Raw genomic sequence first — 21,575 nt, forward strand, 5'->3', positions numbered from 1 at the left:
GTGTGTACAGATGGGTACAGTTTGGATATAGGCATGATCAAGCCCTCACCGCTGCGGCGATCAGCTCGCCGGTGATACGTGGCGCGCCAATCTTGACCGCCTCGTTCATGGCACCGGCAACCAGGTTGTTGACGGCCAGCGGATAGCACAGCGATTTGGTCTGCACCGAACGGCTACCACGTCCGCCATCGGGTTCCGAGCGGCGCAGGCGGTTACGTATTTCGTCGACGGCGCTGATATCGAACAGCGCATCGAAATTCACCTCAACCCGTGCAAACTTATGCCGCAGATAGGCCTCGATGTGGTTGTCGAGCGGCGGCAATTTAACCGTCTCGCACCGTTGCACCACCTCGCGCACCTCTGGATTGCGTTCGGACAGCTTCCACTCCAGCTCGGTCTGGCCGATCAACACAATCGACAGCAATTTCTTGAAACCTTCCTGCAATTCAAAAAAACGCTTCAAGTGCTTGAGCGTCGGAATCGGCAAGCCATGCGCCTCTTCAATCACCAGCACATGCTGGCGGCCGGTTTGCGCCGATGCGCGCAGCAGGTCATGCATTTGTTTGGCGCGGGCCTCGCCGCCACGGCGTGGCTTGGCGTTAGGATCAATAGTGGTAATGATGGCAGCCGCAATATCAATCGACTTGATCATCTTGCCCTTGGCATCGTTATCCTCCAGGCCAAGCACATACGGCTCGATCACCGTAATCGGCTCATTGTTAACGTTGATCCACTCAATCAGATCGTGGCGCAAGGTGGACTTACCGGCACCAGACTCGCCGATCACCGCCAGCATGCCGCCGTGCTTGGCAGTCTGCCGGATCGTGGCGCGCACATAGCGGATATCGTCCGACAGGAATACGTCGGCATCGCTGGTCATTTCATCCGTGAACGGATCACGCGCAATCTTGAACTTACGCCTTGCATCGGCGCTAAGGGTATGTTTTCGTAGTAGCATCTCGGCAGACTCCTTGTCATTGAGGGATGGGTGGTCTTCCTGCGTAGCGTTTGTCTTGGCGGATTGCGCTACGCCGGATTCTTCTTTAAACAGGTGGCGGATATGATCGTTGTGGCCACCGTGAGAAAACAAAAACGATTTAATCTGTGACGCAATCACACCGCGATCCGTTGTCTTAGGCCATTCGTCGTGATTGACGATCTGGGCCAGCGTCGCCTGACTCATAGGCCGCCCGTTTGATAACAACACCTTGGCGGCCAGTGCCGATTGCGGCAGCCGCAACTCGACCAATACGCGTTTCAATTTGAGTGCCATATTTATCCCTCTTAAACAGCCCGTAAGCCACCGACAGCAACTCTCGGCACATCCTGGGCAGCATTGTTGAATTGATCAATCAAGGCAGCGATCTGATCTTCTCGTACACCACCTGTAAAACGAGCGTGGAAGAAAGCGTTTTCGTCATCGCTCAGATAGCGGCCAATCCCTTTAACAATCCGCAGCATCGCTGCTGAAGCCGTCAACATTGGTACGTCAACGTGTGTCGGATTGGCGACCTCCAGCTGCTCACCTTTGCGCGGCATATAGGCTGGCAATGGGGTGTCTTCGATGCGCTTGAACGGATTGATGCAGCCACCGAACGCCAGCCTTTTCGCTTTACGCGCCGCCTGTGCCTCGGTCAGCGTGGTCGTGCCGGTGGCCAGCATTTCCAGTTCTTTACGGGCGGTTTGTGCCGGTGTATCCGCATGGCGCTTATACTCTTCACCAATCATGGCCGCATTGATCGCGAAGCCGTGTTCGTTCTTCTCGATGCGATCCAGCACGTAATACAATGCGTGCCCATCCTCACCAATGCCAATCGCCTGGGCGCTGTTCTCACGCCACGGATTGCGGCAGATCAACAGCTTTTGACGCACCATCACGTCCGGCACCGCCGACACGTCCCAATCGGCACCGTCGTATTGCACCGTCAGGTAATCCGATACGACACGTGACACCGGTGCCGATATCGCCAGTTCACGCAATACATCAGTCGGTGGTGCAATGCGCAGTTGCTCCGGCGTGATTTGCATCCACGCTGCATAGCGGCTCTTGCCAGTCCGCGAATGGATCGCCGTCGCGTTAAAGTGACGCAGCCATTGCCAGGCCAGCGCATTCAACTGCGCATAAGAGTCGACCGCCAATAATTTCAGGCCGGATTCAAACGACCGCTCGACCATGTCCTGCGCTTTTTCGACTTGCCCCTTGGCGCGCGGAGCGTGCGGCTTATTGATCTGTACCCGCACCTGGAGCGCATGGCACAGGTTTTTAAACACCGCGCCGGTATTCGCAGAGCCCGGGTCCAGCATCACCATGTAAGGCACGCCGTGGAACGGATCGGCGCACCGCGCCACCATCGCCGTGATCAGCACATCGGCCAGATTGCCGCCCGTTTCACCGCCGCTGACATACATCACAAAGATAGTGCCGCTGGTATGGTCGGTAATCACGTAGCGCCAGCAAGAATCATCCAGGGCACGTTTCAGATTGGCCGGTTTGTTGTCGTAATACTCCTTCCGGTCCATCACTTGCAGACCGGCATTTTTACTGCCCGGCGCAACTTTCAGGTAATACAACACACAGCGCGACGCATCTATCTGCCAGACATGATTCGGATGCTTCGATGCCAGACGAATGGCCGGTTCCGGCTGCAACAATTGATCCGGATGCAGGTTGTAGGTACGCAATGCCGCAGCCACTGCGGACGTGGACAACATACGTACTTCACCGGTTTCGGGATCGGTGCGCGCCGCCGTAATTAAATCGTTCGCACGCAGCATGTCGATAGCCTCCTCGACAGATTTCAGCCGCTTACCATTCTTGCGCATGTGTTCGATCAATACCGCCGAGATCAGCATGGCTTCATCGCGGGCCAGTGCTGTTTTACCCGCATCACTGCGGCGTTTACGCGGTGCGGTCACGGCGACCGCCTTGATTTTTCTGTGTAACGTTCCCATCGAGATCTGCAGTTCGGCGCATGCGGCGACATAGATCGCACCCTTGGCACCCTGCGCTGCCGTGCGTGCGCGTTGCGCTATCTCTACCAGGCGTTCTGTCATGGCCGCGCTCATCTTTATTCCGCTGTTGCAGTAGCCAGGGTGAGCCCAGCAGCACCCTGCATCCACTCGGGCAACGGGTTGCCGTCTGCGGTCTGCTTAATGCCGAGTTCGCCGCGTACCTCAGCGATGCAGCGCTCCAGCTGGGCCAGAATGCCGGACATGTATTCGTCGTGGTTGGCGTGGTTTTCCAGCGCGTGTGATTGCAGCTGGAGAAAGCCTTCCCGGATGGAACCGCGCACTAAACCTTCAGCTTCCAGGGCGTAGCTGCTGCTCTCGCTGCGCAGTTGTGCGCCGATTTCATCCTGTGTCGGCGCTGCAATACGGGCTTGCTTGGTTTTTAGTCTGGTGTATTTTTGGGTGGTGTCGTCCAATACATTGCTGGTGGCCTTGTGTTCGGCACGCTCTTCGCGCAGCGCCGCCTTCAACTCCCGACTAGTCATGCGGTCAACCTCGTCCAGCTTCAAACCGGCAACCGTGCCGCCTTCGGCCAGTTCTACGATGTCGTCATCACCCAAAACCATCAACTCGAACAGCTTGGTTTTTCCCAAAAGCGCAAGCGCTTGCGCTTTTGATGCCAACGCAGGACTTTTCAGGTAACGTACCGCGGCTTGCATCATTAATTGCACGGTACGCCCCGCAAGCCCTAATTGTTCTTCCACAATATCGATGAATGTTCCGTGTGGTTCATTCTCTTTCAGCAGAATCAAGCGCTTGCCGGCTTCCAGCATCGTTTCAGCCGACTGCGCCATATAAAAGCGCGCTTCCTGCACCACACGCTCCCGGTTGTATTCCAGTTCATAACCGAGTTGTTGCGCGACCATAGTGGTTTGCTTGGCCAAAACGGCTACGGCGTTGGCATCGGCGCTCAGCTGTCCAGTGTCGATGTGCGATTCAAGGTCTTCTACTGCCGTCGTTTTTGTTGATTTGCGTGCCATCTGGCGCTCCTTTAATCAGGGTTGCGGGTGTAACGATTGCGGGTCTCGGCAACGCGTTGCTGGGCGCGTTCCATTGCCTCCAACATGGCCAGTGCTTTCTGCGGCAAGCGTGGCGTCAAGCGCCAGCGGTGGCTATCGGCCATCTGCTCGGCCAGACCGGCGACTTGCAGGTTATGCAGATCGCGCAGAGCCACCGGTGCGGCGACATGCATCCATTTAGCGGCATCGGTCAGCGTGACGCCGTGCATTTCATGGCCGAATAGCTGCAGCATCAGTTTCAAGACGCGCTGTTGTCCGGCATTCGTGTAATCAGGTTTATTCACGGCTGTCCTATGATTCAAAGGAAAATTCCGGTGTCGCGTGTTTGGTCACATTGACGTGGTGGAATGCCACCTGCTGCAGGTGATTGGTCAACGCTTCCAGCGTCTTATCGGCATCGGCCTTACCCACATGAAAATCCATCAGCATCTGCATAGCAGCACCGAACCCGCTATGCATATCCACCAAGTCTGTCTCGACCAAGGCTCGGCCAGTCGGCATGTCGATCAACAATTTGCCGCAGCTGGACGCCATCCAGCGCGTCACATAGTCGATGCCGCAGGCGACTTCGTAGGGGCGAATCATGTTGGCCGGAATGCGGCCGGTCTGTATCCACTTGTAGATGGTCCAGTGATCGGTCACGCCCATCTCGACCGCAATCCGCTCTATCGACAGGTTGCGGCGCTCACGGCCGAACTCCTTGCATAGCTCCAGGGCATGGCGCAAGCTGGTCGGTTGAATGCGCTTCCAATTGCGTCTTTTAATTGCATTCACATTAGGTCCTTTACTTACGGGCATTCCAAACAAAAAAATGCTCTGGTACTATTCAATGTCAGTTAGTTAATCTAACCTTTGAGACCTTAACCACACCAGTTGTGAGGCTTGGATGACGAAGGAAACTGACTTTCATGAATTGGCTGGACGGCTTGAGGGAACTGCACGGGCGCTGTTACTACTTGCGACGAAAATGGAACTGGCTGGTGCGCTGGATGGCAGGCAGTATGCAAAGGACTTACGTCACATAGCCGCTGGTCTTTGGTTTGATGGCGAGCATCTGCAGGCGACCCGCCGCACAATGAAAGAAATGGCAAGTGCGATGGAGGCAGCGCGCGTGTACCGAGAATCACTGTAGTCAGCGGAAAGCCGAACGCGTCATAGTTAGACATGGCGTACCTCACGCAGCAACAAGTTGACGATGCACTTCGCCTTCTTTTAGGCCGAGTGCAACAGCGATGTTGTGGCACTCACCGCGCAGGCATTTGCGTCTAGGGTTGCTGTCGTCGTCGTTGATGATCTCGATCACCATGTTGGCGCTGTAGCCGTGTTTTCTGGCCCATGATGTGTATGACAAGCCCTTACGGGCAAATTCTTCGCGGACTTTTTTGCGTGATTTGGTCATGGTGTTGCGTCCTTGTTTGTGTGTGCTGATTTGTATTTACGCGCTGACATGTGAGTTGATGTGAATAATTATAGTAACTAATTTGTTACCTGTAAACATATTTGGAGATATTTTTGTGTCCATTGGCGAGAGACTGAAAGAAGAGCGTGAGCGGCTGGGTTTTACCCAGCCTGCCTTTGCCGGGCTCGCGGAAACCACTAAAAAAAGTCAGATTGACTATGAAAAAAATCTGACCCAGCCCAAAGCCGGTTACTTGGTCGTCATTGCCAAAGTTGGTGCAGACATCCAATACATCGTGACTGGCATTCGCTCAACAGCAGCCTTAGCAAACGATGAAGCAGAATTGTTAGCGAGTTATCGTGCAGCACCGCTAGCGGTGAAGGCTGCAGTGATTGCTGCGTTATCAGCAGGTTCTGCACCGCCGACATCAAATAGATTTGGTGGGTCAATGCAGGTATTCCATGAAGCACCCAAAGGTGTTGTCGGTGGACGGGATATCGTTAAGAAGAAGGTAGGTAAAGGGAAGGAATGAGCCAAGAATTTAGTGGATCGGTGCGGGATGTTGCTGGCCGTGATGTGGTCAATCACATTCATACAGGCAGTAGCAGATTGCTTACCAGAGATGAACGTCGCAGTCTGCATAAGCTAGTCAGGCAGCTGGAGCGGTTCGGAGAATCTGGGAAGGAAACCTGGGCATCCATCCACAAAATTCTCGGCACCGACAACATTGAAACCATGCGCCTGGAGCAATTCAGGGCGGCCGAGACAATATTGCAATTGCTGATTGCGAACGCGCAATTGCGTCTTCAGCCTGGCAACACAGAAAGCGAGGGCGCACTCCGTGCGCAACTGGATCAGTCGACTAATGCCCTGACTAAATTGATTAAGCGCAATCGTGAGTTGGTGACCAATTTTAAAGAATTTCAGCGGGCGTTTACCGATCTTGATACGCGTTTCAAAAAACAAACTGCCGATCTGCAGAGCGTTGCGGCCGCACTGGAATGCTCTCGGGAGGAAGCCGAATATGCGCTTAGCTGCAATCAGGCGGCCATTGCCACTGCGCACAAGCGGCTGATACTGTCGATTCTAGTACTCTCTCTGGCAACTCTGAGTGCGGTTTTCTTTGCTTACAAAGCGCAAGTTTTGCGCGGGCACTTACAGACCACCAAGGCCCGTCTGACGGTATGCGAATACGACGGCCAGCCTTATGCAGTTGGCAGTGTTTTGCAGGATAAAAAGGCGGCATCGACTTTGGAATGTGCCGCTATCGCCGATGATTTGCCCCCGCAATGGCAAGCCGTCAAACAAAAGACTTCTGGGAGGGGTAGATGAGAGACGAATTCCAAGCGGTATCCCGATTGCCAAATCACATGAACAAAAAGAGACTGTTCAGCATAATTGGCGCCATCGTTTTAGGGGCACTGGGGTCTGGACTTTGGGACTTGATGAAGCCGCTTCTCGGCTGGAGTTGGTCAGGGATTCTCGCACTGTCTACACTGGGAATGGATTCGCTTCGGGACGGAATGTATGCAAACGCAGCGAATGTCATCGGAAGACCACCGGGAATTATGTTGACGGTTCAATTGGTTGGTGCTGTAGTCACCTTCACCGGAGCGGTGATACTTTGTGCCATAAGAACCACATCTAGAGCCGCATCTCCAAGCCCCACACACCCAGTTGCTGCGTACTATTTGCTATTGTTACTTGTCGTGACGATAGCGCAAAGCGTAGCTGCTAGTCGCTACGGCTATATCATTCAACTTGCAAACTACAGTGCGAAGCTCGAGACTATAGCAGCACCTTACTTGTCAGACCTCCAGCTTAAGCAACTCCGGGCTGAGTACGTTCAAATTGACGGCAGAGCCGCGTACTTGGCTCATATCGAGGCGCTACGCAAGAAAATCGAAGCAGCGGGGAAAATTGCACCAGCTCATGAGTTTTTCTGAAGATGGCTAACCCTCTTTTCCGTATCCATCATGAATAAGCCTGAAGAACTGATGCAAAAATCAATGGAAGAAGCGGTTGAGGCATGGAATACATGGAAGGGGCGTTATGTCGAACCGACAGCGGCTCAGTTTCGGGAGTTCAACCTTTGCAATGGATGTGCGAAGATAACAGATGGCGACAAATTCAATTGGCCACCTGAAGACGAAATGATTGGCGCATCAAATATGCTACCAAACGGAGGGTGTATTTAGTTTTGTGTAAACGGTCATTTGGCAGGACACTGCCACCATAGAGGAAAAAATGACCTACGTAAAACGCAGCAAACGGGCCAAGCCCGATCCTGAACTGGTCAAGCTGGCGGACAGCCTGCTTGCCAACTACAAAAAACCTGAAGACCTGATTGGCGAAAATGGCTTGCTCAAGCAATTGACCAAGATGTTGGTCGAGCGTGCGCTGGAGGTCGAGATGACGGACCATCTCGGTCACGGCAAAAGCGACGCGGTGATCAACGACACGGCCAACACTCGCAACGGCCACAGCAGTAAGACGCTCAAAGGCGATTTCGGCGCACTCCCGCTCGATATTCCCCGCGATCGTCAAGGCGCGTTTGAACCGCAAATCGTCAGCAAGCATCAGACCCGCTGGACCGGCTTCGACGACAAGATCATCTCCCTGTATGCCCGTGGCCTGACGGTCAGGGAGATCCAGAGCCACCTTGAAGAGATTTATGGTGCCGAAGTATCGCCAAGCCTAATATCGTCCGTCACAGACGCTGTGAGCGAGGATGTGAAGGTCTGGCAGGCCCGGCCGCTCGATGCCTTGTATCCGATTCTGTATCTCGACTGCATCCACGTCAAAGTGCGCGACACAGGGGCTGTCCGAAACAAGGCCGTCTACCTGGCCATCGGCGTGAACATGGAGGGCCACAAGGAAGTGCTGGGCCTGTGGATCGCTCAGACCGAGGGTGCCAAATTCTGGTTGCAAGTGGTGACCGAGTTGAAGAACCGTGGCGTGCAAGACATCTTCATTGCCTGCGTCGATGGGTTGAAAGGCTTCCCTGACGCCATCGAGGCGGTCTATCCGAAAGCAGCTGTTCAGCTATGCATCGTTCACATGGTGCGTAACAGCCTGAACTTCGTTCCCTGGAAAGTGCAGAAGGAAGTGGCTACCGATCTGAAGCGAATCTACAGTGCGGCGACCGTCGATGAAGCCGAACTCATGCTCACCGAATTTGAGTCAAAGTGGGACAAGGACTACCAGTCGATCAGCCTGTCCTGGCGGCGAAATTGGGCTCGGATCACGCCGTTCTTCGACTACCCGCCGGAAATCCGCAAGGTCATTTACACCACCAACGCCATTGAATCCATTAATATGAGCCTGCGGAAAGTCATCAAAACCCGCAGTTCATTCCCAACTGATGAGGCTGTCAGCAAGCTGTTTTATCTGGCACTCAACAACATCAGCAAGAAGTGGACGATGCCCTTGCGGGACTGGAAAGGAGCACTCAACCGCTTCACAATTCAGTTTGAAGAACGGATGACGCCGAATTAAACGAAATTCCGTTTACACAAAATCCCGCACACCCTCACCAAACGGGACCTTTACGCAACCGTGGCCACTTCTAAATCATCATCAAGCCAAAGCCCTCGTCCACCCAAATCTGGCGTCATTTTCTGTTGCTGATGTTTTCTCGTTGCGAGCCAGATGGTGCACCCTTTTTCCATCTATAGTTGAATACAGAAACACAATTCAACAACTCATTCGTGAAAACGATCGAGATAACAACCGGTTGAACGAACAATTGCTGAAATGGAATGAAAGACTGTCTCAGCTTGACCTTCCTCCATTTCAAGAGAACGATCTCCGAGGCGTTAACCTCGGCGGACTCGAATTAGGGGGCGCGGCCTATGACGGGGTTTGGCTCAGAAAAGTCGATCTACGCTTTTCTGAGCTTTCATTATCTCAATTGGATGGAGCAAATCTTTATGGAGCAGACTTGCGCGCCTGTAACGCCGTTTGTGCGTCCTTGCGAAAAGCAATACTTTCATCAGCAGATCTATCAAGCGCCTTCCTAAGTCAAAGCAAGTTTGAGCTCTCGGATTTATCGTACTGCAAACTTACCTCCTCTCAATGCTATCTGTGTCAATTCGATGGCTCCATTCTCAAAGGGGCAAACCTAGAAGGCGCAAGGCTTCCTAACGCATCGTTTGCATCCGTCGAGCTATCCGACAACGGGCTTTTGAAAACAAGGCATGCACAACTGGAAGATACTGTACTTAACAATGAAACCGATATGCGTGGGGTCGATCTTGGATCACAAGCGATCCAAAGGGCTGCCAACGTCCTAGAGTTTGTGAAGAGCCAAAATACTTTGAAACGAGATTCTGTGAGTATTTATCGGAGGATCTATGCATCCTTGCAGATAAAACCTACTATGTTTGGTGTTGGAGTTGACCTCAAAGAACTTTTCAAGAAGAAAAACTAATTTTTTCTTGATGACTCACAGCCTGCCGTGTGCAGGCTTCGTCGAATGTTAGGTGACGAGAATGTGCCTCAGCCCGGATCTTTTAGTAGCAGCTGAAAAACTGAGGGCATGGGCATTGGCACGGCTCTATGTCAAAAAAGTTTGGATATATGGTAGTCGGGCAAAGGCGACGTCCTTTCCTGACAGCGATTTGGATGTTGCAATCGAAATTGATCCTGTCGGAAATGACGAAGACGCATGCACGTCGTTTGTGTCAGAGCATCAAAAGTGGCATGACGAGCTTCAACCCCAACTGCCACATACGCTGCACCTTGAATGGTACGATTCTGCCGGGCGAAACGCCGTTGTTCAACATGCGGTGAATGCCGAAGGCATAGTGATCTATGAGCGGAACACCTAACTTTTGAGGCGGCTCGCAAGCGGCACCCTGAGCTAGCACGGTAGGCCTCGCATCAAAACTTGCACCGTCAGGTCTGGAAAATATATGAAAACCCCAAGATTTTTGTATTATCAACGAGGTGATAGTGAAATTGCTGGACTGGCTACATTGGTTGGTATCGGACTATTTGTATGGTGGGTGATCGCAGACAGAGGTGAAAGAGAAGGATATGTTAAGTATGATGATTGCAGGGAAATAGTGAGTATTGCGTCTGATAATTTCCAAAAATATTACAAACCATTTACCTGCTCTGGTAGAAAGACCCAGAGTGGTAAGGTGATGGGTGGCGAGTGTGTTCACATTGAATATGAAAGTTCATTATTTTCAAGTAGCCATTTTTGTAAAGAAGCCTTTGTCTATCAAAGAAAGCTGGGGGCAAATTGCAATGACCCGGCTTTTCCTTATCTAGGATATGACGATAAATGCTATCCCACGCCGCAATGAAATCAATGCAACATGGCTCAAATCAAATCCGAGCTAGTACAAATAACGCTCTCTAAACCAGATTAAAAGACCTCCCCCAACATACCGCCGAACATGGCGGTATGTTCATTGAGGGAGGTCTTATGTCGCGTCTCACCGCATTCATTCCGCTGGTCCGCCGTTTCCCACGCGGCACTGCGTGGTTCCTTGTTTCCCTGCTGCTGTTGATCTTGGTGGCGGTGCTGTCACCGGCACAAATCCCCATCGCCATCTACAAGCTGTCCCTGATTTCACTGGCCGCATTCGTCGGCTACTGGATTGATCGAGCCCTATTTCCGTACAGCCGTCCAGACGGCTATCTATACCGCGACTGGCGCTACGGCACCGACGAACCCGAAGACGATGTTGATTTTCCGGTTGTCGGCCCGTATCACCATGTATTCATCGCAGCACTTCTGCGTCGGGCGATTGTGGTCGGCGCGGTGGTGATTGGCGTCGCGCTGGGGCTGTGATGCTGCGCATCTTCTGTCTTGTCCTGCTGTTTTCCGGCGCGGTTTGCGCTTATTCCCATGCCGCCGACGTGCCGTCGGTTGCATCGAAATATCGCGCCGATCTGATCCGCAATGGCCGTGCGGTGTGGGGCATGGATGCGCCGACTTCTACCTTCGCCGCCCAGATACAGCAGGAATCCGGCTGGCGTGCCGATGCGCTCAGTCATGTCGGTGCGCAAGGCTTGTCGCAATTCATGCCGGGCACCACCGCCTGGATCGCGGGCCTGTATCCGCAGTCGCTCGGGACTGCGCAGCCATTTAACGTGGCGTGGGCGATGCGTGCCCTGGTGCAGTACGACTACTGGCTATGGCAGCGTGTCGCGGCTGTAGACGATTGCCAGCGCATGGCCAAGGTGCTGTCCGGTTACAACGGCGGCCTCGGCTGGGTGCGGCGGGACGAACGTCTGGCGCATAAAAATGGCGTCGATAAGTCAGTCTGGTTTGATGCCGTCGAACGCCACAACGCTGGCCGATCCGCTGCCAACTTCCGCGAGAACCGCGACTATCCGCGCCGCATCCTGCTGCGCCATGAACCAGGCTATGTCGCCGCCAACTGGGGACGCGGAGTATGTCATGACTAATCCCATCGCAGCAGCTAGTTTCCTGTTGACCGCGCTGACAGCCGGTTCGATCGGCGGCTATTTTGTCGGCAATGCTCAGGGAGTTGCCACCGAACGCGCCGCACAGAATGCCAAAACCGTCCAGAGCCTGACCGCAATACTCGATGCCTACGGCAGCTTGATTGCCGACAGCAATGCCGCCAGCAAAGCGATGCGTGCCGCGCTGGCGACCCGCAGTGCGCTGGATGCAAACACCACGAAGGATTTAAAAAATGCACTCGCTAAAACGGCTGCTAGTCGCGTTGACTGTCGCTTTGACGACGACATCATGCGCAACCTCACCGAGGCCCGTGAGCGCGCCGCCGCCGCTGCTGCCGGCGGAATACGCCACCCGCTGCCCGCCGCCGGTGGCAACAGCCAGCAACCACGCCGATGACACGGCCATCGCGCTGAAGGAAATGTACGACCTGTATGGCATGTGTGCCGGACGGCTGATTGATGTGGTTGATTGGGTGATGAAGGTTAGGAAATGATATGACGGTGCAAATGACGTTTTGGGAATTGGTTACCTTATTGCTGGCGTTCTTCGCGTTCGCGTTTGGTGCCGGAAGATTATTACTGGCGCAGATAGACCGCCGTCTGAACGAGCGCTTTGCCGCAATGGAGGTGGCGCGCGAAACCGGTGCCAGGCACTGGGATGAAAAATTTACTGCGGTGATCGAACAGAACCTGCGCGAGGCCAAGGGCTGGTCGAATCTGGAGCGGGATTTCCTGCGCTTCCAGGCCGAGTTGCCGCTGCAGTACGTGCGGCGTGAAGACTATGTGCGCAACCAGACCGTGATCGAGGCCAAGCTCGATGCCGTCGCTTTGCGCATTGAAAATCTGCAACTGAGAGAAAGATAAGAGACCCGAAAAATGATTGATCAAGCCAAAGTACGTCGCGAATCGTTGCGCTGGTATCTGCTGCTGGCCCTCAACAACGCCCGGCCGGAAGAATTGTCCGAAGGGCCGATTCAAATGACGATGCAATCGATCTATCCCGACGTTACGCCGATGGAGGTGCGGCGCGAGTTGGACTATCTGGCTGACCGTGATCTGGTAAAACTGCGCAAGGAGCCGTCCGGCCGCTGGTGGGGCGACCTGACGCGCTACGGCGTCGATATCGCTGAATACACGATCGCCTGCGAGCCGGGTATCGCCCGCCCGCAGAAATACTGGAGCTGAGCATGGCGCGCCGTAACAGTGTCACGCAATTGCCGAAGGCGGTGCGCGAATGGCTGGACAACGCGCTGATCGAAGGCAATTTCAGCGGCTATCAAATGCTGGAAGAAGCGCTCAAGCAGCATGGCTGTTCCGTCAGCAAGTCGGCCATTCATCGCTATGGCCAGAAGATCGAGCGCCGCTTTGCCGCCATCAAAGCCAGTACCGAGGCTGCACGTCTATTGACTGAAGGCGCGGCCGATGATCAGGACGCCCGCTCGGAAGCGGTGATCGCCCTGGTGCAGACTGAATTGTTTGAGACGCTGGTCAATCTGCAGGAGGCGACCGACGAAGACATTGACCCGGGCGAGCGGGTCAAACTGCTATCCACCGCTGCCAAGAACATCGCCACCTTGTCGCGCGCCTCGGTCAACCTGAAACGCTTCCAGTCCGAGGTGCGCGGCAAGGTCGAAGCGGCCGCTGCCAGTGTTGAAAAGATCGCCAGGAAAGGCGGCCTGTCGGCGGAGTCGGTCGACCAGCTGCGCCGTGAAATTCTGGGGATCACCGCGTGACCGCCGTTCCCGTTCAACTTCCGAATACGGCTTTGGTCGAAGTCCCAGCCGTGCTGATGGCATATCAGCAGCGCTGGGTAGCTGACAAGTCGCCGTTGAAGGTAATCGAAAAATCGCGCCGCACCGGTTTCACCTGGGCCGAGGCGGCAGACAACGTGCTGACCGCTGCGGCCAGTCGATCGGCCGGTGGCCAGAACGTGTATTACATCGCCTACAACCAGGACATGACGATTGAGTTCATCCAGGCATGCGCGATGTGGGCGCGGGTATTTAACCATGCGGCCTCTGAGATCGAGGATGGGTTCTGGGAAGAGGATGAGGCCGACAAGCACATTAAAACCTACACCATCCGCTTTCCTGATTCGGGTTTTCGGATTGTCGCACTGAGTAGCCGCCCCTCCAATTTGCGCGGTCGTCAGGGCACCATTGTGATTGATGAGGCTGCCTTCCATGAACAGCTCGATGAGCTGCTGAAAGCGGCGCTGGCGATGCTGATCTGGGGCGGTCGTGTGCGCGTCATTTCCACGCACAACGGCGCAGACAATGCATTTAACGAGCTGGTAACGGATATTCGCGCAGGCAAGCGCAAAGGCAGCGTACACCGCGTCGATTTCCGGGAGGCTGTGGCTGACGGCTTGTATCAAAGGGTCTGCCTGCGTCTTGGCAAGGAATGGTCGGCCCAGGAAGAAACGACTTGGATGGCCGGTGTCTACGACTTTTATGGCGATGGCGCTGAGGAAGAACTGGATTGCGTGCCGGCCAACTCGGGCGGCACTTGGTTATCCCGCGCCCTGATCGAGGCGCGCATGTCTGCCGACACGCCGGTGTTGCGCTGGGAGTGCAAGCCCGGCTTCGAGCTGCTCAGCGATGGGATTCGCAAGGCTGAGGCTGGCGACTGGCTAAAAGAAAAAATGCTGCCATTGCTGATGGCATTGCCTGCCGATGCCATTTCCTTTAACGGCGAGGACTTTGGCCGTACCGGCGACCTGACCGTTCATGTGCCGCTGATCCAGTTACAGAACCTGGTGCGGCGCGTGCCTTTCATGGTCGAGTTGCGCAACGTCCCGTTTCGCCAGCAGGAACAAATCGCCTTCTATCTGATGGACAGGCTACCGCGCTTTACCGGCGGCGCATTCGACGCACGCGGCAACGGTCAGTTTCTGGCAGAGGTCGCCATGCAGCGCTACGGCCCCAGCCGCATCCAACAAGTGATGCTGACCGAGGGCTGGTACCGCGAACACATGCCGCCGGTAAAGGCCGCGCTGGAGGATGGCACGCTGACCGATCTGCCGCAAGACGCCGATGTGCTGGCCGATATGCGCACCGTGCAGGTGGTGCGTGGCGTGCCGCGCATACCGGATAAACGCACTACTGGCGAGGATGAGGGCAAGCGCCACGGTGATGTGGCAGTCGCGGTGGCACTGGCGTATTTCGCCAGCCGTGAAATCAACAAAGGCCCGGTGACGGTGAGGTCACGCCGCCGTCGCAAGGCAGCCAAACTGACGCGGGGATATGTATGAAGGAATGTTCATGATGCGCAAGGGAATCTGGGTTAGCCCAACGGAGTTCGTGAATTTCGGCGAATCGAGAAAATTGCTCACCAGTCAGATTGCGACACGCAGCAACAGCATTGATTTTTATGGGCTGGGCATGCATCTGCCCAATCCAGACCATGTGCTGAAGGCGCTGGGCAAGGATATCAAGGTCTATCGTGAACTGCGTGTCGATGCACACGTCGGCGGCTGTATTCGTCGGCGCAAGTCAGCGGTCAAGACCTTGGAATGGGGAATTGATAAAGGCAAAGCCAGCAGTCGTGCGACTGCCGTAGTCAAGGGCATTTTCGCTGACATCGACCTGAGCCGGATTATCACGGAAATGCTGGATGCGGTGATGTTTGGCTACCAGCCGCTGGAGGTAATGTGGGGTAAGGTCGGCAGCTATATCGTGCCGATCGACATCGTTGGCAAACCGGCCGAATGGTTTGTCTACGACCAGGACAATGCGCTGCGCCTGCGCACCAGGCTGAACCGCCTGAAGGGGGAACAAGTGCCGGTGCGTAAATTTCTGGTGCCGCGCCAGGATGCAAGTTACGACAATCCCTACGGCTTCGCTGATCTGTCGATGTGTTTCTGGCCCACGGTGTTTAAAAAAGGCGGTCTGAAATTCTGGGTGCAGTTCACCGAGAAATATGGCGCACCGTGGGTGATCGGCAAGCATCCGCGCAGCGCCTCCGAGGGGGAAAACAACTTGCTGCTGGATAGCCTGGAAGACATGGTGCAGGATGCCGTCGCCGTCATCCCCGACGATTCCAGCGTGGAGATCAAGGAAGCGGCTGGCAAAACCGGCAGCGCCGAGGTCTACGAACGCTTGCTGCATTACTGCCGTTCCGAAATCTCGATTGCATTGCTGGGTCAAAACCAGACCACCGAGGCGACCGCCAATCGCGCCAGCGCCCAGGTTGGGCTGGAAGTGACTCGCGATATTCGGGACGGCGACAAGGCCATCATTGAAGAAGCCTTGAATATGCTGATCCGCTGGATCGGCGACCTGAACTTCAGTGACGATGCACGGCCGGTGTTCTCGATGTGGGAACAGCAGCAAGTCGATGAAGTGCAAGCCGGTCGCGACGAGAAGCTCATGCGTGCCGGTGCCAGGTTCACGCCGCACTATTTCAAGCGTTCCTATGCGCTGGAAGACGGTGATCTGGTCGGTGCGGCCCAGACCGATCCGGCTTTTGCAACATCTGCGGCCTTTGCCGACACTGCGGATGCTCCTGATCAGGACGCGCTGGATGCCGCGCTCGATGCGCTCTCGGTCGGTGCATTGAATGCGGACGCCCAAGCCATGCTGGCACCGCTGTTGGCGCTGGTGAAGGACGGCGCACAACCGGCGGTGCTGCTGGCCATGTTGGCCGAGTTGTATCCAGAGATGGATGCCAGCGGTTTGCAGGAGCGCCTGGAGCGTGCGTATTTCGTCGCCAACGTGTGGGGCCGCCTCCATGCCTGATGCCGACAAGGTCGATCTGGCCTATTGCATGACTTTGCCGCCGCAGCAGGCGATGGCGTATCTGCAGCGCAAGGGATTCGCCATTACCTGGGATTGGGAGGAGCAATGGCAAGAAGCCCACGCCCTGGCATTCACCGTCGCCAAGGTCACGCGCCTGGATATCCTGGAAGATATCCGCAGTGCGGTGCAAAAGGCGATTGACGAGGGCAAGACTTTCGCCTGGTTTGAAAAGGAACTGACGCCGGTCTTGCAAGCCAAGGGCTGGTGGGGAAAACAGGATCATATCGATCCTGGCACCGGCGAGGTCAGCCAGGTGCAGATGGGCAGTCCCTGGCGCTTGCAGACCATCTATCGCAGCAACCTGCAAACGGCGTACATGGCTGGCCGTTTCCAGGCGCAACTGGCGAATGTCGATGACCGGCCGTACTGGATGTATGTCGCCATCCTGGACGGCAAGACGCGGCATAGCCATCGCGCCATGAACGGCAAGGTGTTGCGTTACGACGATCCGTTCTGGCAGTCGTTCTATCCGCCGAACGGCTGGGGCTGCCGCTGCCGTGTGGTTGCCTTGTCGGCACGCGACGTGTTGAAGCTGGGGATCGTGGTCGAGTCATCGGCCGGCAAACTGGGGCATGTGCGTTCGGTTTCCGAAAAAACCGGCGAACGCCGGGAAGTCGCTACCTACAAGGCAGTTGATCCGGTGACGCAACGCCAGTTCACGGTGTCGCCGGATGTCGGCTGGAGCTACAACGCCGGTGCCGCCGCCTGGCAGCCGGAGACACAGCGCCATGCCGGTGAGTTAGGCAAGCTGGCCAAACGAGAGTTGCCATGAGTCAGACCAAAGCGATCATCATTGACGACCGCCAGCTGCAAGCAGCGCTGTCGCGTCTGGAGCGATCTGCCGCCGATCTGACACCGGCCATGCGCAAGATCGCAGGCGTATTGGCGTTTGAGACTGAGCGCAACTTTGCCGAGGAAGGACGGCCGAAATGGGAGCCGCTGGCGGAAGCCACCAAGCACATGCGTATCGGCGGCGGCAAGGCGTACAACAAGAATGGCAAATTGAAGGCATCGGTCCAACGCCAGCTTGATGCGGGATTTCGCATCCTCCAGCATACCGGTGGGCTGGCTGCCTCCGTTACCACCGATTACAACAGCATGGAAGCGATGATCGGCAGCAACAAGGTGTATGCCGCCATCCAGCACTTCGGCGGCGATGCCGGTCGCGGCCGCTCGGTGAAGATTACGGCACGGCCTTATTTGCCGCTGACTGCCGATGGCGAATTGCAGCCGGAAGTCCGCGTATCGGTGCTTGATTCCATCCTCGATCATCTCAAAACTGCTGCGGGCGTATAGCGCCGCTGGGCGCGTCCCGGCACCGAGGACGCGCAACGGCGCAGTTTTACCGGATTACCGCGCTGTAAAGGCTTGTAAAGGCGCTATTGCGGCCTTGCCAGCGCCGGTCTCTCCCGCAATTACTATGGCGCTCAACTAAGAAGACGGCAACAAGGCAATAAATTTGACACACAACGCCTCCACCTCCTTGATCTTGATCTTGCTTTTCGGGGCGGATAGTTGACTCCAGTACTTCGCAGCATTCCACTTCGTGCCGTTGCGAGAACCTCCCTTTGAGTTCTGCGTAAAAAATCCCCAGAACCACAGGTCATCCCACGTTAGCATCTGTTCAGCGGTGTACTTCTGCTTCTGGAGATAGCTGTTGATGCTTCGAAAATCACTGCGACCTTCCGTCGAGATATTCTTGAAAATGTGAATGATGACGGCGTCCACCGGTAGGTAAATCCGGTCAGCCTCAATTGGCTTCTGCGCCACGGAGATATCACTCAAGAAATGCAAGTTATCCTGCGTTGAGCGATGAATCTTTATCACGCATTTGACGAAGAGCGCTGCAGTCTTTGGACCCCAGCCTTTTTGCGCCTTGATGACCTGGAAAAGGTGGTCCCAGGGACCAGTTTTTGACTTTGGCGGTTTGCCTTCTTCGAAGAAATTGATCAGCTCGGATAGTGATGGGCCATTCTTCTCCCACCGGTGCTCTTCAAAGCGCTGCCAAAACTTCGCTAAAGGTTCGAGCTTCGGCTTTGATTGCGTGTTGACTATCATGTGCATCAGCGCCCTAAGACGAGATCTAGCGTCCTCACAGTGAGTCAAGGTCTTCTTGTATTCCTCAATTTGAAACGCATCATTCCAAGCATGATGCTTATCCAGGAACGCAAATATTTTATTCACTTTTTCATTCAAGGCCTGTCCCCGGTTGTCGCTGAACGCCCAGCCGAACCTAAAAACCTAGGGTTCGGCTCCTCCAGACTAAGAGCATTTTAGCAATGCTATTGGAATAGTTGAGGTTATTTTGGCCGCTATCGACTGTAAAGCGGATTAAAAGACCCCATCCTTTCGCCGCCTGATCATTGCGGCATGAACTCAATCAAACCTCTGCATATTTTCAAGTCCGGCCGCCGCAAGGCCATGTCCGGCCTGACGCTGGATTTCTCTGAATCCGATCTGGAAGCCAGTGCGCGCGCTTACGATCCGGCCACGCACGAAGCGCCGATTGTGATCGGCCACCCCAGACACGATGCGCCAGCGTATGGCTGGGTCAAGTCGCTTGCTGTCGATGGCGACGGCCTCACAGCCGAGTCGCAACAGGTCGATGCCGAGTTTGCTGAACTGGTCAGCGCCGGGCGCTATAAAAAAATCAGCGCTAGCTTCTATTTGCCGGATGCCGCCAACAACCCGGTGCCTGGCGTTTATTACCTGCGTCACGTGGGATTCCTCGGTGCGATGGCACCTGCAGTCAAGGGGCTGAAACAGGCCGAATTTGCCGATGCAGAAGATGGCGTGGTCGAGTTCTCTGATTGGGGAATGGAAACAAACGCATCATTATGGCGTCGCTTGCGCGAATGGATGATCGGCAAGCATGGCCAGGAGGTGGCCGATGAAGTCGTGCCGAACTGGCAAATCGACAGCATGAGCGAAGCCGCTCGCCAGAATGATAACCGTGGTTCATTTGCCGATCCGATCGATAACCCGGCCTTACCGAACACAACCACTGCAACCATGAACGAGGAGCATCAAGTGACCCCTGAAGAAAAAGCACGGCTGGAATCCGAGAATGCCCAGCTAAAAGCGCAACTGGCCGCTGAGAAAAGCGAGAAGCAAGCCGCTGCCGCGACCCGTCGTCACGCTGACCATGTTGCCTACGCCGAGCAGATGATCGCCGATGCCAGGCTAGCCCCCAAGCATAAAAATACCGTGGTGGCATTCCTCGATTTCGCCGATGGCGACACCGTCATCGAGTTCGGGGATGGCGCTGAAAAACAACCGCTGGCCGTTGCCTTTAAAGGTTTCCTCGGCGACCTGCCGAAGGTGGTCGATTTCGGCGAGCACGCTACCAAGGGCAAGTCCGTCAAAGGTGGCGATGTCGGCAGCGCAGACTTTGCAGAAAAACAGACCGACCCCGAGCGCCTCAATTTGCATGTCGACGCCACCGCGCTGGCGGCAGAAAAAGGGATCTCCTACGAAGCAGCAGTGCGCTCACTGCTGTAGCCCACAAGCTGTCACTCACAACATCGTTAACTGGAGTTTTACATGGCAGATCGTTTGAAGAAACTCCGGGTCGTCGACCCGGTACTGACCAACCTGGCGCGTGGCTATCACAACGCCCAATTCATTGGCGAGAACCTGTTCCCCATCGCCGAGATCGGTAAAGAAGCCGGCATCATCCCGCTGTTCGGCAAGGAGGCGTTCCGCTTGTGGGTAACGGAACGCGCCATTCGCGCCAAAACCAACGTCATGACGGCCGATGATGTCGACACGATGGATGTGGTGCTGCGCGAACACGATCTGGCTTACCCGATTGACTATCGGGAAACGGCCGAAGCGATGTTTAACGAAGAGGCCAAGGCGGCCAAACGCGTCAAGGATGCGATTGACTTGGGGCGGGAAGTTGCCGCCGGACGTCTGGCGCAGAGTCCAGCTACCTACGATGCCGGTGCCAAGATCCTGTTGTCCGGTGCCAGCCAATGGAGCAACAACGGCGGCGACCCGATCAAGAATATCGAAGATGGCAAGGAAGTCGTGCGTCAGCGCACCGGCATGCGACCGAATACCATCGTCATGGGCGCGGCGGCTTATGCCTCGCTGAAATTCCATCAGCGACTGGCGATGGCGCTTGGCAGTCAGGAACGCAAGCTGATCACCGTGGAACACCTGAAGGCATTGTTTGGTGTCGGCGACATTTTCATCGGTGAGGCGCTGGCTGCCGATGGCCAAGGTGCCACCGGGGATATCTGGGGCGACAACGTCGTGCTGGCGTACGTGGCCAGGCCCGGCGCAGGCGCATCCGGCGATCACGACATCCCTTCGTTTGGCTACACCCTGCGTAAAAAAGGCATGCCGGAAACCGACAAGTACGACGCCGAAGGCAACAAGGTCGAGTACGTCCGTCACACCGACATTTACAAAGTCGTCGTGGTCGGTGCCGATGCCGGTTACCTGATCGCAGGCACCAATGGCGTTAAGCCTGCAGCTGGCGACCCTGCCCAGGCAAGCGCTCCGTCTGAAAACCTAGCCAACACTAACGGCCGCCGTAACGGCCAGGGAGCGAACAAATGAATGCAGCGCAACAAGTCATCCTGACCACCTCGGTGCTGGCCGCAGCGGCGCTCATGCAACGGCGCTTTGTCGCCTTGGATGGTAGCGTCTGTGCCGATGGTGCCAAGGCACTGGGTGTAGTCGAGGTCGATACCAATGCCGACAACATGGCTCCTGCCAATGTGCTCGGCATCATTCTGGTCGAAGCCGGGGACTTCATTGCCGCTGGCAGCGAGGTGCAATCGGACGCGGCTGGCCGTGCCATTGCAAAGGCAGCAGGCGTTGGCAACGGGATTGCCCTGGACGCAGCTGGAATCGCTGGCCAGGTCATTCGCATCGTGCGCGGCATCTGAGATT

The 21,575-nt window shown here is 55.5% G+C and carries 29 protein-coding genes; 22 read left to right on the top strand and 7 right to left on the bottom strand.

Going from position 1 to position 21,575, the window contains the following annotated elements; all coding sequences use genetic code 11:
- Nucleotides 1-37: 37 nt before the first annotated feature.
- From AC3CHX_RS19815 to AC3CHX_RS19835, 5 genes are read right to left on the bottom strand one after another with little or no spacing between them, the layout of a single operon-like run.
- A complete protein-coding gene (locus AC3CHX_RS19815) occupies nucleotides 38-1,273 on the bottom strand; it encodes an ExeA family protein (protein ID WP_488629728.1) in 1,236 nt (411 codons plus the stop codon).
- An 11-nt stretch (nucleotides 1,274-1,284) separates the two neighbouring features.
- On the bottom strand, nucleotides 1,285-3,054 hold the full coding sequence (locus AC3CHX_RS19820) for an integrase (protein WP_488629729.1): 1,770 nt from the start codon (nucleotides 3,052-3,054) through the stop codon (nucleotides 1,285-1,287).
- 14 nt (nucleotides 3,055-3,068) lie between these two features.
- Nucleotides 3,069-3,989, bottom strand: a complete 921-nt coding sequence (locus tag AC3CHX_RS19825; protein ID WP_488629730.1) for a DUF3102 domain-containing protein — start codon at nucleotides 3,987-3,989, stop codon at nucleotides 3,069-3,071.
- 11 nt (nucleotides 3,990-4,000) lie between these two features.
- On the bottom strand, nucleotides 4,001-4,312 hold the full coding sequence (locus AC3CHX_RS19830; protein ID WP_488629731.1) for an IclR family transcriptional regulator: 312 nt from the start codon (nucleotides 4,310-4,312) through the stop codon (nucleotides 4,001-4,003).
- A 7-nt stretch (nucleotides 4,313-4,319) separates the two neighbouring features.
- A complete protein-coding gene (locus AC3CHX_RS19835) occupies nucleotides 4,320-4,802 on the bottom strand; it encodes a hypothetical protein (protein ID WP_488629732.1) in 483 nt (160 codons plus the stop codon).
- Nucleotides 4,803-4,914: 112 nt separating this feature from the next.
- Here AC3CHX_RS19835 and AC3CHX_RS19840 point away from each other — a divergent pair, with 112 nt between their 5' ends.
- Nucleotides 4,915-5,160, top strand: a complete 246-nt coding sequence (locus tag AC3CHX_RS19840) for a hypothetical protein (RefSeq protein ID WP_488629733.1) — start codon at nucleotides 4,915-4,917, stop codon at nucleotides 5,158-5,160.
- 42 nt (nucleotides 5,161-5,202) lie between these two features.
- Here AC3CHX_RS19840 and AC3CHX_RS19845 read toward each other — a convergent pair whose 3' ends face one another.
- Nucleotides 5,203-5,427 carry a DNA-binding protein gene (locus AC3CHX_RS19845; RefSeq protein WP_488629734.1) on the bottom strand — a complete coding sequence of 75 codons (225 nt, stop codon included), beginning with the start codon at nucleotides 5,425-5,427 and terminating at the stop codon, nucleotides 5,203-5,205.
- 115 nt (nucleotides 5,428-5,542) lie between these two features.
- On the opposite strand from AC3CHX_RS19845, the gene AC3CHX_RS19850 reads away from it, so the two are divergent.
- From AC3CHX_RS19850 to AC3CHX_RS19935, 18 genes are all read left to right on the top strand, one after another.
- Nucleotides 5,543-5,959 carry a helix-turn-helix domain-containing protein gene (locus AC3CHX_RS19850; RefSeq protein WP_488629735.1) on the top strand — a complete coding sequence of 139 codons (417 nt, stop codon included), beginning with the start codon at nucleotides 5,543-5,545 and terminating at the stop codon, nucleotides 5,957-5,959.
- Nucleotides 5,956-6,759, top strand: a complete 804-nt coding sequence (locus AC3CHX_RS19855) for a hypothetical protein (RefSeq protein WP_488629736.1) — start codon at nucleotides 5,956-5,958, stop codon at nucleotides 6,757-6,759. Before AC3CHX_RS19850 ends, AC3CHX_RS19855 begins: the two co-directional genes overlap by 4 nt.
- A complete protein-coding gene (locus tag AC3CHX_RS19860; protein WP_488629737.1) occupies nucleotides 6,756-7,373 on the top strand; it encodes a hypothetical protein in 618 nt (205 codons plus the stop codon). Before AC3CHX_RS19855 ends, AC3CHX_RS19860 begins: the two co-directional genes overlap by 4 nt.
- Nucleotides 7,374-7,403: 30 nt before the next feature.
- The gene (locus AC3CHX_RS19865) at nucleotides 7,404-7,625 is read left to right on the top strand and encodes a hypothetical protein (protein ID WP_488629738.1); all 222 of its coding nucleotides are present in this window, start codon (nucleotides 7,404-7,406) and stop codon (nucleotides 7,623-7,625) included.
- Between the two features lie 49 nt (nucleotides 7,626-7,674).
- Nucleotides 7,675-8,925, top strand: a complete 1,251-nt coding sequence (locus AC3CHX_RS19870; RefSeq protein WP_488629134.1) for an IS256 family transposase — start codon at nucleotides 7,675-7,677, stop codon at nucleotides 8,923-8,925.
- A gap of 238 nt (nucleotides 8,926-9,163) precedes the next feature.
- The gene (locus tag AC3CHX_RS19875) at nucleotides 9,164-9,859 is read left to right on the top strand and encodes a pentapeptide repeat-containing protein (RefSeq protein ID WP_488629739.1); all 696 of its coding nucleotides are present in this window, start codon (nucleotides 9,164-9,166) and stop codon (nucleotides 9,857-9,859) included.
- Nucleotides 9,860-9,920: 61 nt separating this feature from the next.
- Nucleotides 9,921-10,259, top strand: coding sequence for a nucleotidyltransferase family protein (locus tag AC3CHX_RS19880; RefSeq protein WP_488629740.1), 339 nt, complete (start codon nucleotides 9,921-9,923; stop codon nucleotides 10,257-10,259).
- Nucleotides 10,260-10,343: 84 nt separating this feature from the next.
- Entirely contained in the window at nucleotides 10,344-10,742 is a 399-nt protein-coding gene (locus AC3CHX_RS19885; protein WP_488629741.1) for a hypothetical protein, read from the top strand.
- A 122-nt stretch (nucleotides 10,743-10,864) separates the two neighbouring features.
- Complete coding sequence (locus AC3CHX_RS19890) at nucleotides 10,865-11,233, top strand: putative holin (RefSeq protein WP_488629742.1); 369 nt, start codon at nucleotides 10,865-10,867, stop codon at nucleotides 11,231-11,233.
- The gene (locus AC3CHX_RS19895; RefSeq protein ID WP_488629743.1) at nucleotides 11,233-11,853 is read left to right on the top strand and encodes a transglycosylase SLT domain-containing protein; all 621 of its coding nucleotides are present in this window, start codon (nucleotides 11,233-11,235) and stop codon (nucleotides 11,851-11,853) included. The genes AC3CHX_RS19890 and AC3CHX_RS19895 overlap by 1 nt, the downstream gene beginning before the upstream one ends.
- Complete coding sequence (locus tag AC3CHX_RS19900) at nucleotides 11,846-12,268, top strand: hypothetical protein (RefSeq protein ID WP_488629744.1); 423 nt, start codon at nucleotides 11,846-11,848, stop codon at nucleotides 12,266-12,268. The genes AC3CHX_RS19895 and AC3CHX_RS19900 overlap by 8 nt, the downstream gene beginning before the upstream one ends.
- Nucleotides 12,269-12,366: 98 nt before the next feature.
- On the top strand, nucleotides 12,367-12,735 hold the full coding sequence (locus AC3CHX_RS19905) for a hypothetical protein (RefSeq protein ID WP_488629745.1): 369 nt from the start codon (nucleotides 12,367-12,369) through the stop codon (nucleotides 12,733-12,735).
- A 12-nt stretch (nucleotides 12,736-12,747) separates the two neighbouring features.
- Nucleotides 12,748-13,056, top strand: a complete 309-nt coding sequence (locus AC3CHX_RS19910; protein ID WP_488629746.1) for a hypothetical protein — start codon at nucleotides 12,748-12,750, stop codon at nucleotides 13,054-13,056.
- Between the two features lie 2 nt (nucleotides 13,057-13,058).
- Nucleotides 13,059-13,604: a DUF3486 family protein gene (locus AC3CHX_RS19915; RefSeq protein WP_488629747.1), complete on the top strand. Its 546-nt coding sequence runs from the start codon at nucleotides 13,059-13,061 to the stop codon at nucleotides 13,602-13,604.
- Nucleotides 13,601-15,124: a terminase large subunit domain-containing protein gene (locus AC3CHX_RS19920; protein WP_488629748.1), complete on the top strand. Its 1,524-nt coding sequence runs from the start codon at nucleotides 13,601-13,603 to the stop codon at nucleotides 15,122-15,124. Before AC3CHX_RS19915 ends, AC3CHX_RS19920 begins: the two co-directional genes overlap by 4 nt.
- Nucleotides 15,125-15,134: 10 nt before the next feature.
- Nucleotides 15,135-16,610, top strand: coding sequence for a phage portal protein family protein (locus tag AC3CHX_RS19925; protein WP_488629749.1), 1,476 nt, complete (start codon nucleotides 15,135-15,137; stop codon nucleotides 16,608-16,610).
- Nucleotides 16,603-17,442, top strand: coding sequence for a phage head morphogenesis protein (locus AC3CHX_RS19930; protein ID WP_488629750.1), 840 nt, complete (start codon nucleotides 16,603-16,605; stop codon nucleotides 17,440-17,442). Before AC3CHX_RS19925 ends, AC3CHX_RS19930 begins: the two co-directional genes overlap by 8 nt.
- Nucleotides 17,439-17,966: a phage virion morphogenesis protein gene (locus AC3CHX_RS19935; protein ID WP_488629751.1), complete on the top strand. Its 528-nt coding sequence runs from the start codon at nucleotides 17,439-17,441 to the stop codon at nucleotides 17,964-17,966. Before AC3CHX_RS19930 ends, AC3CHX_RS19935 begins: the two co-directional genes overlap by 4 nt.
- A 135-nt stretch (nucleotides 17,967-18,101) precedes the next feature.
- On the opposite strand, the gene AC3CHX_RS19940 is transcribed toward AC3CHX_RS19935, so the two are convergent.
- Nucleotides 18,102-18,866 (bottom strand): hypothetical protein, encoded by a 765-nt coding sequence (locus AC3CHX_RS19940; protein ID WP_488629752.1) that lies wholly within the window; start codon nucleotides 18,864-18,866, stop codon nucleotides 18,102-18,104.
- Between the two features lie 174 nt (nucleotides 18,867-19,040).
- Between AC3CHX_RS19940 and AC3CHX_RS19945 the strand changes: the two genes are divergently transcribed.
- The 3 genes from AC3CHX_RS19945 to AC3CHX_RS19955 are packed head-to-tail and all read left to right on the top strand — an operon-like array spanning nucleotide 19,041 to nucleotide 21,571.
- On the top strand, nucleotides 19,041-20,171 hold the full coding sequence (locus AC3CHX_RS19945; RefSeq protein WP_488629753.1) for a peptidase: 1,131 nt from the start codon (nucleotides 19,041-19,043) through the stop codon (nucleotides 20,169-20,171).
- A gap of 42 nt (nucleotides 20,172-20,213) precedes the next feature.
- Entirely contained in the window at nucleotides 20,214-21,239 is a 1,026-nt protein-coding gene (locus AC3CHX_RS19950; protein ID WP_488629754.1) for a major capsid protein, read from the top strand.
- Nucleotides 21,236-21,571, top strand: a complete 336-nt coding sequence (locus AC3CHX_RS19955) for a capsid cement protein (protein WP_488629755.1) — start codon at nucleotides 21,236-21,238, stop codon at nucleotides 21,569-21,571. The genes AC3CHX_RS19950 and AC3CHX_RS19955 overlap by 4 nt, the downstream gene beginning before the upstream one ends.
- Nucleotides 21,572-21,575 lie beyond the last annotated feature (4 nt).

The organism is Glaciimonas sp. OK215 (assembly GCF_057787885.1).